Source organism: Dyella thailandensis (assembly GCF_050749815.1).
GTDB lineage: Bacteria > Pseudomonadota > Gammaproteobacteria > Xanthomonadales > Rhodanobacteraceae > Dyella_A.
Genome location: NZ_CP192735.1, coordinates 2,020,946 through 2,035,075, shown reverse-complemented (window position 1 = coordinate 2,035,075; position 14,130 = coordinate 2,020,946). Strand labels below are relative to the sequence as shown.

Sequence of the window (14,130 nt, the reverse complement as noted above, 5' to 3'; positions counted from 1 at the left end):
GCCCGGTGCTGGATAGTCGGGAAGCGACAGGGCCGGGTTCATCGGTTCCACGCGGGAGAAGTGTTGAAGTTGGCTTCGAGGTGGACGGCCCTCGGGATGCCTTGTCTCGCGGAGTGGTTCATCAGCTCACGTCCGATACCGCGACCCATGCACTCGGGCAGCGCGAAGACTGCATCAGGCTGCTCTGAGAGAGGATTCCTTGTGCCCGTGCCCACCATGCGGCCTTCCACCTCTACAACGTGGAATGCCTCAATCGCACGCCGGGCAAATGACGCGGCATCCCCGGCGGTTCAGATCGTCAGATCCCGCTGGGCATGGCATTCCGCGCACTGAGCCAGGATCGCCTCTCACCGGATGGCGAACGCAGCGGGTGTGTCTGCAAGAGCGGCGAATGCATGGAATGTAGGTGACCCGATCCCGTTCGGCTGGCTCAGTGCACCGACCGGCTATCTTCACCGGCTTCGCAGTCGTCTGATACACCCGGCTCCACAACTGCGCCGCACTGAATCGTCGGCGTTCTTGCCGCTCGTGCCGAAGACGGTGAACTGTTAGCAGCCATCGGGCGCCGCCGCTATCCCTCAGAAACTACGCACGGGTTGTCCAGTGCGGCGTTTCTCCATCGCTGGCCGGGCTTGAAGCGCAGCGCCTTCTTTTCCACGAGGTGCCAGGAGGCCGTCGCTAGAGCGAGCGTCACCGGAACGGTGATGGACAGCAGCCCAAGGTAGGGCGTTTGCCTGCCCATCAGGGCAACACCTATCTGCTGCACGGGCCATGCGTAGATGTAGATGCCGTAGGAGAGATCGCCGATTTTCGGGATGTCTCGCAGGCCGGGCCAGGAGCGCAGGCCGATCGCGATCGTCAGGGGCGGGACGACGAACGCGAGGCCAAGTTTGGTCTGATGCATGCGAATGAGCGCGTAGCCCAAGGCCAGGCACAACGCCGTCGGCAAGGGCTTGCGTAGGTACGGGTAGGCGCGAAGCAGGCTTCCGGCGGCGAAGTAGAGCCCGAAGTACGCCAGGATCGTGTTGCCGGACTGCCCACCTGACAGCGCGAAGCAGCCAAACAAACCCGCGGCCAGTACGAGGGAAGCGCGCCGAGTGGCCAAGCCCGCTACCAGCAGGAGCGCGTAGCAGGCGACCTCGTATTTGATGGTCCAAAGCGATCCGTTGATAAGGTGCCTGGGGTTATCGGGGAATCCTGTCAGCCCGAGCGCGGCGATCACCGCCCAGGTCAGCGGCATGGATACGCACAGGGCCGGCGCCATCCGCAAGGTGCGGCGGGCGGCAAAGCGCAGCATGTTCGGGTCGCTCAGCCAACTGGAGGTGACCAGGTAGCCGCTGATCGCGAAGAAGATGAGCACGCCCAGGTTGCCGAACGAATGGTCCCCAACGAGCCTTGGTTCCCACCGGCCGGACAGGGCGAACTGATGGCTGACCAGGACCAGGAAGGCGCCCATGAGCCGCAAGGCATCGAAATTATTGCGCGGTGCGTTGTTCATGCCTCTTCATCCCCCCGTTTGCTACGGACCATAGAGCTTGGGGATGGCGCTGGGGCGTCGAATTCAGGTCCGCCTTGGGCCGGGGCGGACTCCCGGTATCTCTCTGGTCAGAGTCCACTTTTCCTGCGCAGGTCGGCTTGAGCGACAGCCTTCGATCTCGACGGTTCGCGCACTTCGCCCGTCAACACTTTGAACGCCTGTCCGATCTGCTCCGACGTGAATCCGCAATGCCCTTCGCCGACCGGCGGCAGCACCGTGGGCGCGCGGCCGTGCGCGGCCTGCACCATGGCCGGGTAGACCGACTGGAAGTGCGCGGTGATGAGCGGGTCGTCGTGGTTGTACTGCAGCACCAGCGGCTTGTGGACGTTGCCGCTGAGCGAGGTAGCTGTTGCCAGGTAGCGCATGGCCTGCGGATCGCCGGTATAGCGGTGCACGCTGCGATTGAACGCCACATCGTCGCCGAAGCCGGCATAGTCGGTTCGACGGTTGTCGACCGGCAGGCCCTTGGCGCGCGTGATCATCTGGTGCAGCACCAGGTAGTGCACGCCGAGGGCGGCGGCCAGGTTACCGCGCGATACCTGGGCGTGCCGGGCGAGAATCTGCGCGGCGGCTTCGTTGGTTTTCAGCGCGGCATCCACCGCTTGCATCACCTGCATCTGGTTGAGCGTGGGGGCCGTGGGATTGGCGAGCCCGCCTGGCGGCAGCCCCGCGACATGGGGAAAGAAGTCGTCGAAGGCCACCAGCGAGGTCAGCAGATCGTTGGCAACGCGCGTGCCCGGTACGTTGGCGCCGCACAGCGACAACGCGCCGTCGTAGTGCTGACCAAGATGCTCCAGGCTGGACAGCACCACGTAGCCACCCATCGAGAAGCCGACGACCCAGGCGTGCTTGGGCTGGCCGTGCTTGCGGGTGAACCAGGTGCGCAGGCGCTCGTTGTCGCGCAGCGCGTCATCCACCGCCCAGCCCTGAGTGGCGTAACTGCTCTGCGCCACCGCATAACCGGCCGCAAGGAACACCGGCGCTTCGTCGCCCAGCGGTTTGGGTGTGGGGCGCGGCGTGCCGATCGGCTCGAAGCCATGCAGCAGCATTACCAGCTCGCCGTTCCAGTGCGCGGGGATGTCCACCCGGTAGGGCGCGCCTTGCAGGACGCCGGTGTCGCTCGTGGCAGGTGATGCCGTCTTGGGTTTCAGAGCGCTGTCATGCGCGCCTGCCGCGCCAGCCCCCCAGGGCATTGCTGCAACTGACAGAAGCACGGCCGCGCATTTCAGTTTCCGGATCATCGGGAGCAACTCCTTCGCGTTGTAACGATCAGGGGCAGCGCGCACTCATTGCGCCGCCTCGGAGCGTCAGTTCCGGCCGAGCCTCTGGCCGTAGTGGGGATGGCAAATCACCGGATCAGGTGCTTGACCATGGGGATGCACGTCAGGGTCACGCCGAGGGTGGATCGATAGGTGGATAGCTGATCGCCCACAAATCCGAGTCGCCGATAAAACGGCGCCGCGTTCAAGGTGGAATCGAGATGGATGGATTCCAGTCCGGCGCCGAGAGCAAGGTGTTCCAGATGATCCATCAGGGCACGCCCGACGCCTCGTCCCATCTGGTCGGGGAGAACGAAGATGGCGTCGATCTTTCCTGAGGCGAGGTCGATCATGCCCGTGCCCACGATCCGGTCATCCACCTCGGCAATGTAGAAGTTGTCGGCCACGCGCTGGGCGAATGCTTCCGACATCTGGCCTGATGTCCAGATATCCAGATCCCGCTCGGAATAGCTGCCCCGGCATTGCGCCAGGATGGCCTCTCGCCTGATGGCGAAGCTGGCTGGTGCGTCTGCGATGGTCGCTTTGCGTATATGCAAGAGAAATCCTCTTCCCTCTGATTGGCCCATCGCTGAGCGTTGCCCGCAAGGGGCGGAGCCGGATCTCGAACTGCGCCGCAGCAGACTCGGGGCCTTCGATGGCTCGGATCGCTGGAGACGACTTTAGTGACTGCATTGGCCGCTGGCTTTTGCCGGCTCCGGAATCGCCAGATACACCGTGCTCCACAACTGTGCCGCGTTCGACTCGTCCGCGTCTTTGCCACTCGCGCCGAAGGCGGCGACCTGGTAGCGGCCGTCGGCGTAGCGCCAGGACCACAGCTCGGAGTTGCTCATGTCGCGGGTGGCGTCGATGGCCTGCCACAGGCAGGCTTGCGCGCCTTGCAGCTTCCGGCGCGTGGCGGCGGGGAGATCGGTGCGGGCGAGCTGGCGGGCGAGCCCGGCCGCGGTGAGGGCCTGTTGCCACGACCACACCACGGTGCCGTGGTAGGCGCCGGGAGTGAACAGGGCCTGCTCGGCGGTCGTGGCGAAGGCAGGGTTGGCCACCAGCATGCCGACCGGCGTCATCAGGCCGGCGGGGAAGGGGCGGCGCAGCAGTTCGGCGTCGGCATCAAGCTGGGCGGGGCTGGGCTGGCCGAACAGCAGGGCGAAGCCGCCGTCGCTGTTCTGCACGCGGATCGTGTGGCCGTCGGCATCCAGCGAAAGCGCCTGGAAATGCACGGGCTTGTCGCCGATGGCCTTGAGTGCAGGTGTTGCCGGCACGTCCATCGCCTTGGCATACGTGGTGATGGCCTGCCGCGCGGCGGCGCTGTCCACGGTGACGTTGAACAGCGCGGGCGCCTTCGCGCGCCACACTTGGGCGGCGTGGGCGAAGCCGTCGAGCATCGCTTGGTCCTGCTCGTTCGCGTAGGGCGCGAGCAGGCCACTGCGGTACAGCGCGCTGGCGGCGTCGAGCGCAGCGGGCACCAGGATCGCGTTGACGTCGTAGGCGTAGCGACCGCCGCCGAGGCCATCGTTGCTGTCGCGCCAGTCGCCTACCGGTACGCCGGGCTTGAGCGAGACCAGGTTCGCCGCGACCGGATCGGCCGCGAAGGCCTTGGTGTGCGCCGCGATGTAGCGCAGGTTGCGCATCAGCGCCTCGCCAGCGTGCGCGTCGCCCAGCTTGCTGGCGAGGAACGTCTTGGCGCGGGCTTGGCCGCGCGCGTCGTCAAGCAGCCACGCCTGCGTCACCGGAGCGAGCAGGAAGTCGCTGTCGACCATCTTGTAGTCGTAGACGGGTGCGTCGGAGCGCGAGCCGTCCGTCTTCATGTGATCGAGGATGGCGAACTCCCCGATGTCTTCCTCGTGCGCCACCTGGCCGTCGGGCGAGAGCCGCTCGAGCACCGAGCGCAGGCCGGTCTCAACTGCCTGTGGCTGCAGTGCGGGCATCAGCAGGCGCACCGACATCAGCGTGTCGCGGCCGAAATAGGTGTCGAAGCGCCACGAACCGGCGAGGTATTTCTCGCGGTAGCTGAGGAAGCCCAGCGCCTCGCGTGCGGCGCGGTCGTTGCGCGCGGTGTCGTTGAGTAGCGCTTGGCCGGACACCGGGGTGAGCGGCGTTTCGCCCGACAGCGCGGTGATCTTCAGCGTGATCGTGCCATCGCTGGCGGCGACGAAGTGGCCATCACGCAGTGCGCCGTGCATGGCGGTGACGCTCAACGCGTAGCCGGGTGCGCCATCGAGGCGGTCGCGCGACCAGGCGAGCGTGTTGCCGTCAGTGCGCGCGCTGGTGAGCACCTCCTTCGGCGCAGTGCCCTGGCCCTGGTAGTCGCGCAGCACGCGGATGCTGGAGAGCAGCGCCTGCTTCGGCGCCAGCGTCGGCGTGTGCAGCGTGGCGGTGAAGCGCACGCCGTGCAGCGGGCGGCCCTTGGCGTCGGATTGCGTGAGCGGCGTGGCTGGGCCGTCGAGCGTCCACGTGGCCGGCGCAGCCACCGGATCGAACCACAACCCCACGCCGCTGTTGCCGGCGGGGAAGGCGACGATCAGCCGCGGGTCGGTGCCCGAGCGCAGCACGATGTGCGCGGCGACGTCGCCCTGGCGCACGAAGCGGTTGAGGTTGAGGCCCTCGCTGCGGTCGAAGGTCTGTTCGTTGGCAGCCCACGCGGTCGAACTGAACGCGGCTCCGAGAACGATCCACCCACCCCACCGCTGACACATCCGCATACCGAAACCTTATGTTTGCTTCATCGCCCGCCGCGATTCTGCGCCGGGGAGCACACAGTAACGGGCTCCGCGTAGAGCAGCATGGTGCTTTGCAGCATGCGTCCATGCGCGAGCATGCCGTAGCGGTGCCTTTTGATCGAGAGCCAAGATTTGTCAATACGGTTTTTGGGAATTGACAGCACTTTTGGACCTGCGGTACTGGTCAATGGCGCTTGATCAGACGTAGTTGATACCAGGGAAGAAATGATTTGGGACAGGACGCCGAAAAGGCTCGCTGCGGTGTTGGAAGCCACCGTTGTTACCGAGCCTGCACCGTCCTCCAACATTCCCCGCCTGGTGACAGGCTCAAGGTCGAAAGGGCTTGGAATTCGCCAGCCCCAGGCCGAGAGGGGGTTCGCACCTCGCGAACATGTTGTGACGAACGGAGTTGTCATGAAAGAAAAAATCAATGCCAAGACTGCAGCATCATTCTGTGCCTTGCTGGCCGCGATGGGGATTGCCGCGCCTACCGTGGCTTCGGCCTCGGAGGTAAGCAGCAATGTGCAGGCCATCCGTGAAACGCGAGCCAATCTGCCGCAGATCAGGGAGTCGAAGTTGCTGCTGGAGACGACCAATCGGTCGTATGAGAAGCAGCTGTTGGCGGCAGCGCATGTCGACGGGACGGTTCATGGTGACGGCACGGTTCACGCCGATGTAGGCACCAAGGAGCCGAAGAAGCCGGCCCAATCCTTCGACGAAACCGCCTGATTCATGACTGAAGCGGTCCCACGTGGCTTCGCTGCGTGGGACCGCGCCGACCAGGGAAAGGACATGTCCGCAGCCACCATCGATTCCGTTGCCGAAGAAGCATCCTTGGCGCTTGTCGAGAACAAGCGCCGCGCCCCACTCCAGATGTATCTCCTGAAGGTCGCGGAATTCTGCAACCTCAATTGCGATTATTGCTTCATGTTCAATCTCAAGGATTTTTCCTATCAGAAGAAACCCAGGAAGATGTCGCTTGAGGTGGTCAAGGCCGCAGCCGTCAACGCGGCTCGTGTCGCTCGTCTACAGGAAGTGCCCTACATCACTTTCTCGCTCCATGGCGGTGAACCCACGATCGTGGGCATGGGGTGGATTGCCGAGGCGGTCGAGGTTTTGCGCGAGCAAGCGTCCGACGACCTGCGTATCGACATCTATCTCCAGACCAACGGAGTGCTGATCGATCGGTCCTGGATCGACTTCGCCAAAAAACATGGGATCTTCATCGGCGTGAGCATGGACGGCACCCGTGAAGCCCATGACAGGCATCGTGTGGACCACAAGGGGCGCGGTTCGTACGATCGCGTGGTGAAGAGCTTGCAGCTTTTGGCCAAGGAGGACGACATCTTCACCGGAACCCTCACCGTGATGGATCCGGATGTCGATGGCCTGGAGGTGTATCGATCGCTTCGCGAGATCGGTGTTGAGGCGATGGATTTCCTTTGGCCTCTTGACTACAACTGGGACAACCTTCCCCCCGGATTTTCCGATCCGCAATGCACGCGCTTTGCGGACTACCTGATTCCCATCTTCGATGCTTGGTGGGAAGAAGATAATCCGGGCATCCAGATTCGGCATTTCCAGAACATGATCGCCGGCCTGCTTGCTTATCGCTCGAGGCTGGATGCCATCGGTGCCCCTCCTGTGAGCATCGTCAGCATCGACACGGACGGAGGCATCGAGCCCGTCGATTCGCTACGTGCCTGTGGAGATGGTTTTACCGAGCTTGGACTCAACATCCTCCGCGACCCGGTAGAGATGGTTTACACCAAGGATTTGTTCAAGACGACCATTCGCGGCAAGGACAATCTTTGCGAGGCTTGCCAGATCTGTCCGATCAAGGATGCCTGCGGCGCAGGCTATTTGCCGCATCGCTACAAGTCGGGGGAAGGCTTCGGACAGCCCTCGGTCTACTGCAAGGATCTCTGGAAACTGATCTCGCATATCAGCTCGCGTATGGCGGACGAATACAAGGCCGAGCGCTTCTCGATCGCTCCGGACAAGACGATGCCGACCATCATGTGATCCGCGCCTGGCTCATTCCACTATCGGCTGCGAGCTTTCTGCATGTTCGAATATCACCTTCGTTGTGCCTTGCATAAATCCCTTCGGCGCCCCTGGCTGGCGTCCACATTGATATTGATTATCGGCCTGGGTGCGGCAGCGTGCATGACCACGCTGTCGGTGCTTCGTGCGGCGACCCGGGATCCCATGCCGGGACTTTCGCAGCTGATGTATGCGCCAAGCATCATGTCCCGCGGCCAGGCGGCAGCGACCCTCGCCGCCGCGCAAGGTCTGGTCGATCATGCGACGGCGATGAGGTTGCTGACTCCCGCACGCAATGTGCGGGTTCTTGCGGACTACGCAATAAGCGGTATCGCGCTTCCGCAGCGACCGGGAACTCATCCGACAGCGATCTACGGTCATGCCGTAAGTACCGGTTTCTTTTCCATGCTGCATGTACCGCTCGTGTTCGGGGGAGCGTGGTCGGCGGCTGACGAAGATCGCGGGGATCTCTTGGTGGTCATAAGCGAGAAGCTCAACAACCGCATTTTCGGAGGGCGCAACAGCGTCGGTGAGACCTTGCGATACAACGATTCCACCCTTCGCGTGGTCGGAGTCATGGGCGAGTGGGAGCCCAGTCCACGCTTTTACGATGTCAACGTCGGAAACGGCTACCCGGGCACCGACGAAGATTTTTTCGTTCCGTTTGCTTCGGCCCTGGCCAATGAATTCAGTTCCTCCGGAACGGTTTCGTGTGTCGAAGCTCCCCGTGGCGGCGGACTCCATGCATTGATTGATTCCCGTTGCCTCTGGATCTCGGTCATTGCCGAAACTCAGGACAAGGACGCCATTGGGGCACTGAGTGAGGTGCTCGACAGCACAGTCAAGGGTACGAGCGCCGATGGCACTGCCGATTCGGAGCGGTCCGGCACGATGATTCCTCTTAGCGCTCTTTTGGAACGCAAGAACATCGTGCCCGCCGGCACGCACGCCTCGGTGGTCGTCGCGATAGCGCTTTTCCTGGGTTGTCTGATCACTGCTGCCAGCCTGATGTTGAGCAACTATCTGGGCCGGACCACGGAGCTCGGCTTGCGCCGGGCCCTGGGCGCGAAGCGTCAAGACATCCTGGGAATGCTTCTGGTCGAATCCGCGTTGATAGGAATCCTGGGCGGACTCATCGGTGTTGCGCTGACCCTGGCCGGCGTGGCGGCCGTGCATCGGTTGCTGCCCTCGGGCCCTGCCGAGCTGGCGACCTTCCAGTTTGGCGCCTTGGTGTTGACGATGTTGGGCACCCTGGTCGCGACGGTTCTGGCGGGTTGCTATCCCGCGATGACCGCTTCCCGGGTACTGCCATATGCGGCCATCAAGCAGGGGTGACGACATGACATTTTCCACCGCCGACCTCGCGGCTACGTTGAGACAGAAGGCAAGCGTATTTTTTGTTGTATTGCAGGTGGCCGTGGCGTTGGCGGTCGTGGCCAACGCCACATACATCATCATCGAACACGTCCGCATGATGGCGCGGGATTCCGGAGTGCGCGGCGATGACGTGTTTTCGGTGACGCAACAATGGCTGGATGCTCCTGCCGCTACCCCTGATGCGACCGAGGTCCTAAGCGCCAGGGAAGTGGCGGACATGCAGGCGATCCGTGCGGCTCCGGCAGTCGAGCGTGCGGCTGTGCTCAATACGCTGCCCCTGACGCAGAACCTCTGGACAACCTATGTGGGGACCGAGGCCTCGACGCATGCTCACGGCATGCTCGTCAGCCTATACAGTGGTGATGAGTCGGCGCGAGCTGTGCTCGGATTAAAGCTGTTGAGCGGTCGTGACTTCCGGCCCGAGGAAATCCACTCGCAGGCAGACGGGGAGGCGGCCGCGCCGGCGGTGGTGATCGTGAGCGCTCATATGGCCCGACGATTGTTCGGCAATGCGAATGCCTTGGGCCGACTGATCTACCTGAACAAGGGGGAGCAGCCTTCGCGCATCATCGGGGTGGTCGAGACTTTGCAATCCCCCGCAATCTACAGCCTTTCCGACGGGTCGATATGGGATACCGCACTGCTGCCGGTGCGCAAGGTCGCGTCGTTCACCCGGTATGTCGTGCGTGCCAAGTCCGGACGCATCGACGACGCCGTGGACCAGGTGAAGGCAGCGCTATACCGGAAGGATCCCAATCGGTTGCTCACTGAAGGCAGCATCTACAGATTCAGTGACATCCGGTCCGATGCCTATCAGTTTGATCGCGCGCTGACCTACACCATGATCGCGGTCAGTGTGATCATGATTTTTATCGCAGGAGGAGGCATTTTCGCGATCACCAGCCTATGGACAGCGCGTAGAACCCGGTCCCTCGGTATCCGTAGGGCACTAGGAGCCCGTCGTTTGGACATCATTGCGTTCGTGCTGACGGAGAACTTCGTCCTGGTAGCCGTCGGGTGCCTGATCGGCATCGGCCTGGCGATCGGCATGAACATGCTGTTGATGAAATGGTACGAGGCTTCCCGGATCAGTGGTTCTGTTGTCCTTTGCTCCGTGGTGGCGGTCTTGTTGCTCGGGCAGCTTGCTGCGCTGCGACCGGCGTTGCGATCCGGGAGTGTCGACCCGGGAACGGTCATCCGAGTGGTTTGAGTGGTTCGGACAGACGGAGTCTTCGCAGAGGGAGAGGAAACGTTAGAACGCTCGGTACATGCCTTGCTAGGCCGAGTTGGGTGCGGTCGGGTTCGCGGTGAATGTGCCTGGGGCACGCCACGTGGCCAATTGCGTGTCGGGTTTGCATGGGCTCGAGCGGTCGGCCTCCCGCATGTCGGCAGCTGAAAAAGGCGCAGGATCAGGTCGATTTTCGACCACTCTGTTCGTCGCTTCATGACGGCCGGGTGGGCCAGCTCTGCAAGGAGATCTATCCGACCTGCGTCGCGCCCAGCATCGTCCACACGCCCGCCATCACTACCCATTGCCTTGCACGCATCGATCCGGTCCTCGTCGCTGGAAGCGTGCTGCATCCTAGCGCCCGCGCGCGCCGGTGTGGCGCGACGGTACAAACGCAGCGGCCCGGGATGCGGGGCATCCCGGGCCGCGATCGGCAACGCGCGTCGGTGGATTACGACCAGAGCGTGCGGCCGAAGAACGTGAGCGTGCGGTCCCACGCGTGCTCGGCCCACACCGGATCGTACTGGGTGCGGCTGATGCGGCCCGGACCGGCGGCGGTCTCGTTGGCGAATGCGTGGTAGGCGAGGTAGCGGTGGAACTCGACGCTCACGCCGGCGTCCTTGAGCTTCGCCTCCAGCTTGTCCACGTTGTGGATGGGGAAGAACTCGTCCTGCGTCGCCCAGTGGCCGAGCACCGGCGCGGTGATCTTGCCCGCGTCGATGTATTCCAGCGGCGGCATGCCGTACCACGTGGCGCCGGCATCCACCGCTACGCCCTGGCCGAGCGCGAGCATCGTCAGCGCGCCGCCCATGCAGAACCCGGTGAGGCCGACCCTGTCGGAGCGCTGGCGCAGGAATGCGACCGCGCCGGCGATGTCCTGCGTGGCGGCTTCGGCGAAGTTGAGGCCTTCCATCAGGTGGTGAGCTTCCTCTTCCTCCACCGTGCTCTTGCCGCGGTAGAGATCGGGCACCAGCGCAAAGTAGCCGCAGCGCGCCAGCCGATCGGCCACGCCGCGGATCTGGTCGTTCAATCCCCACCATTCCTGGATCACCACGACGGCAGGCGCGCCCTGGGTGTGCGCCGGCGTGGTCAGATAACCCTGCACGTCCTTTCCGTCGGGCCGCTTGAAACTCACTGTGGAACCGCTGTGTGTCGTCACGACAAGTCTCCTGTGTGGGGTGGAGTGGCAATCGGGGCTTGCGGCGGTGAACTCGCGCCGCGAGCGGCCTTTCAGCGTAACGCATGGGCGCGATGCGAGCGCCGCGGTGGGATGTCGCCATGACCGATTGGCGCTCGACGCGTTAGCCCTCTCCCCTGAGCTTGCTCGGGGGAGAGGGTTGGGTGAGGGGGCCCGGATGTTGGCGGCTCATCGGCGCGGCGGTTGTCGCCGGAAAGCGAAAAGCCTCCCCCTTACCCCGACCCTCTCCCCCGAACGGTGAAGCTGTTCAGGGGAGATGGAGCGAGGCGCGGGCTTCGGTTTGGCGCGGCGCTCGACGCGTTAGCCCTCTCCCCTGAGCTTGCTCGGGGGAGAGGGTTGGGTGAGGGGGCAGGGATGCTGGTGGCTCATCAGCGTGTCGCTTGTCGCCAGAAAGCGAAAAGCCGCCCCCTCACCCCGGCCCTCTCCCCCGAACGATGGAGCTGTTCAGGGGAGAGGGAGCAAGGCGCGGGCTTCGCGCTGGCGTGGCGCTGGGAGCTTTAGCCCTCTCCCCTGAGCTTGCTCGGGGGAGGAGCAAGGCGCATGACTTCATACCCATGGACTAGTCATAACTTCGCACTATGCTTCATCCCGACACAGGTAGCAGGGCGGGTATGTCGTGGATGAGGACGTCGTCAGTGCGCTGAAGAAGTTCCAGAAGGAGCTGTCGGCCGGCACCGTCTCGCTGGCGCTGCTCGCCGTGCTGGGGCGTTCGCGGCAGCCGATGTACGGCTACCAGATCGCCAAGCGGCTGGAAGAGGCGGGCGAGGGGGTGCTCGCCGGCAAGCAGAGTGCGCTGTATCCGGTGCTGCGCAACCTGGAGGCGGCGGGTCTGCTGGCCAGCGAGGTGGAGCCATCGGTGAGCGGGCCGCCGCGCCGCTACTACCGCATCACCAAACCCGGCCGCGAGGTGCTGCGTGAGTGGATCGCGGCATGGCACGCCACGCGCGATTCGGTGGACCGGATTCTTGAGGGAGAGCTGTGATGACTGCACCACGCACGATTGCTGATTACCTCGCGCAGCTGCGCGATGCGCTGCGCGGCGCGGACCCCGCGTTGATCCAGGACGCGCTGTACGACGCCGAGGAACACCTGCGCGCGGAGCTGGCCGACCAGCCCAACCGCAGCGAGGCCGAGATGCTGGCCCAGGTGGTGGGTAGCTACGGCGCGCCGGACGAAGTGGCGGAGATCTACCGCGATCAGGAGATCAAGATCCAGCGCGCCCTGCGCCCGCCGCCGGCACCGAAGCGGCGCTCGCTGATCGGCCGCTTCTTCGGTGTGGCCGCGGACGTACGCACCTGGGGCTCGCTGTTCTACATGCTGCTGGCGCTGGGTACCGGCATCGCGTACTTCGTGCTGGTGGTGGTGGGCATGTCGCTATCGGCCGGCCTGTCGGTGTTGATCATCGGCGTGCCTTTCATCGTGCTGTTCTTCGGCACGGTGCGGGTGCTGGCGCTGATGGAAGGGCGCATCGTGGAGGCGATGCTGGGCGTGCGCATGCCGCGGCGGCCGCCGTATCCGTCTTCCGGTACCACGCTGATGAAGCGCATCGGCGCGATGTTCACCGACCCGCGCACCTGGACCACGATGTTCTACATGCTGCTGATGCTGCCGCTGGGTGTGGTCTATTTCTCGGTCACTGTGACGCTAATGACGATGGCGCTCGCATGCATGGCCATGCCGTTTGCCCGCGTGCTGGATTGGGGCGAGGTGAACCGCGTGTTCGTCGATGGCACCATCACGTTCGACTGGGGTTTCGGCCCGCACGTGCCCGGCTGGGGCGAGCTGATCGCCGTGGGCGTGGCCGGCGTGCTGGTGTTCTTCGCCACCCTGCACCTGGTGCGTGGGCTGGGCCGGTTGCAGGGGCAGCTGGCCAAGCACCTGCTGGTGGCGAGCGCGGCGGGCTGATCATTATTCGACAGCTCGGTGGGTGGGGCAGATCGATCGCGTGGTGGTTGTCGCAGGAAAGCGAAAGCCTCCCCCTCACCCCGGCCCTCTCCCCCGAACGATGAAGCTGTTCAGGGGAGAGGGAGCAAGACGCGAACTTTGGGTTGGCATGGCGCTCAACGCTTTAGCCCTCTCCCCTGAGCTTGCTCGGGGGAGAGGGTTGGGTGAGGGGGCGGATGTTGGTGGCTCCTCCGCGTGGCGGTTGTCGACGGAAGGCTAAAGGCCTTCCCCCTCACCCCGGCCCTCTCCCCCGAACGATGAAGCTGTCCAGGGGAGAGGGAGCAAGGCGCGGACTTTGGGTTGGCATGGCGCTCAACGCTTTAGCCCTCTCCCCTGAGCTTGCTCGGGGGAGAGGGTTGGGTGAGGGGGCCGGATGCTGGTGGCTCCTCCGCGTGGCGGTTGTCGCCGGAAGGCTAAAAGCCTTCCCCCTCACCCCGGCCCTCTCCCCCGAACGATGAAGCTGTTCAGGGGAGAGGGAGCAACGCGCCGCTCCGGGCTGACGCGCGCTCGTTGCTTTAGCCCTCTCCCCTGAGCTTGCTCGGGGGAGAGGGTTGGGTGAGGGGGCTGGATGCTGGTGGCTCCTCCGCGTGGCGTTTGTCGCCGGAAAGCGAAAGGCTTCCCCCTCACCCCGACCCTCTCCCCCGAACGATGAAGCTGTTCAGGGGAGAGGGAGCAAGGCGCGGACTTTGGGTTGGCATGGCGCTCGACGCTTTAGCCCTCTCCCCTGAGCTTGCTCGGGGGAGAGGGTTGGGTGAGGGGGGGGCGCGATGTTGGCGGCTCATCGGCGTGGCGGTTGTCGCCGGAAA

Annotated in this window: 12 protein-coding genes; 6 read left to right on the top strand and 6 right to left on the bottom strand. The window is 64.2% G+C overall.

What is annotated here, in order from left to right; genetic code table 11:
- Nucleotides 1–38 precede the first annotated feature (38 nt).
- The 5 genes from ACQVBX_RS09420 to ACQVBX_RS09400 all read right to left on the bottom strand — a co-directional run bounded on the left by ACQVBX_RS09420 (nt 39) and on the right by ACQVBX_RS09400 (nt 5,507).
- Complete coding sequence (locus tag ACQVBX_RS09420; RefSeq protein ID WP_431638147.1) at nt 39–254, bottom strand: GNAT family N-acetyltransferase; 216 nt, start codon at nt 252–254, stop codon at nt 39–41.
- 317 nt (nt 255–571) lie between these two features.
- The gene (locus tag ACQVBX_RS09415; RefSeq protein WP_431633837.1) at nt 572–1,498 is read right to left on the bottom strand and encodes an acyltransferase family protein; all 927 of its coding nucleotides are present in this window, start codon (nt 1,496–1,498) and stop codon (nt 572–574) included.
- Nucleotides 1,499–1,605: 107 nt separating this feature from the next.
- Complete coding sequence (locus tag ACQVBX_RS09410; protein WP_431633836.1) at nt 1,606–2,622, bottom strand: alpha/beta hydrolase family protein; 1,017 nt, start codon at nt 2,620–2,622, stop codon at nt 1,606–1,608.
- Between the two features lie 263 nt (nt 2,623–2,885).
- Nucleotides 2,886–3,353, bottom strand: a complete 468-nt coding sequence (locus ACQVBX_RS09405) for a GNAT family N-acetyltransferase (RefSeq protein ID WP_431633835.1) — start codon at nt 3,351–3,353, stop codon at nt 2,886–2,888.
- 123 nt (nt 3,354–3,476) lie between these two features.
- Nucleotides 3,477–5,507, bottom strand: coding sequence for a hypothetical protein (locus tag ACQVBX_RS09400; RefSeq protein ID WP_431633834.1), 2,031 nt, complete (start codon nt 5,505–5,507; stop codon nt 3,477–3,479).
- Between the two features lie 438 nt (nt 5,508–5,945).
- On the opposite strand from ACQVBX_RS09400, the gene ACQVBX_RS09395 reads away from it, so the two are divergent.
- The 4 genes from ACQVBX_RS09395 to ACQVBX_RS09380 all read left to right on the top strand — a co-directional run bounded on the left by ACQVBX_RS09395 (nt 5,946) and on the right by ACQVBX_RS09380 (nt 10,164).
- Complete coding sequence (locus ACQVBX_RS09395; protein ID WP_431633833.1) at nt 5,946–6,260, top strand: hypothetical protein; 315 nt, start codon at nt 5,946–5,948, stop codon at nt 6,258–6,260.
- Nucleotides 6,261–6,323: 63 nt separating this feature from the next.
- Complete coding sequence (locus ACQVBX_RS09390) at nt 6,324–7,556, top strand: radical SAM protein (RefSeq protein ID WP_431633832.1); 1,233 nt, start codon at nt 6,324–6,326, stop codon at nt 7,554–7,556.
- A 42-nt stretch (nt 7,557–7,598) separates the two neighbouring features.
- A complete protein-coding gene (locus ACQVBX_RS09385) occupies nt 7,599–8,912 on the top strand; it encodes an ABC transporter permease (RefSeq protein ID WP_431633831.1) in 1,314 nt (437 codons plus the stop codon).
- A gap of 4 nt (nt 8,913–8,916) precedes the next feature.
- Nucleotides 8,917–10,164 carry an ABC transporter permease gene (locus ACQVBX_RS09380; RefSeq protein WP_431633830.1) on the top strand — a complete coding sequence of 416 codons (1,248 nt, stop codon included), beginning with the start codon at nt 8,917–8,919 and terminating at the stop codon, nt 10,162–10,164.
- 469 nt (nt 10,165–10,633) lie between these two features.
- On the opposite strand, the gene ACQVBX_RS09375 is transcribed toward ACQVBX_RS09380, so the two are convergent.
- Nucleotides 10,634–11,341: a dienelactone hydrolase family protein gene (locus tag ACQVBX_RS09375; protein ID WP_431633829.1), complete on the bottom strand. Its 708-nt coding sequence runs from the start codon at nt 11,339–11,341 to the stop codon at nt 10,634–10,636.
- A 655-nt stretch (nt 11,342–11,996) separates the two neighbouring features.
- Here ACQVBX_RS09375 and ACQVBX_RS09370 point away from each other — a divergent pair.
- Together ACQVBX_RS09370 and ACQVBX_RS09365 are read left to right on the top strand one after the other, a co-directional pair.
- Nucleotides 11,997–12,362 (top strand): PadR family transcriptional regulator, encoded by a 366-nt coding sequence (locus tag ACQVBX_RS09370; protein ID WP_404631567.1) that lies wholly within the window; start codon nt 11,997–11,999, stop codon nt 12,360–12,362.
- Nucleotides 12,362–13,285 carry a sensor domain-containing protein gene (locus tag ACQVBX_RS09365; RefSeq protein ID WP_431633828.1) on the top strand — a complete coding sequence of 308 codons (924 nt, stop codon included), beginning with the start codon at nt 12,362–12,364 and terminating at the stop codon, nt 13,283–13,285. Before ACQVBX_RS09370 ends, ACQVBX_RS09365 begins: the two co-directional genes overlap by 1 nt.
- The last annotated feature ends 845 nt before the right edge of the window (nt 13,286–14,130 follow it).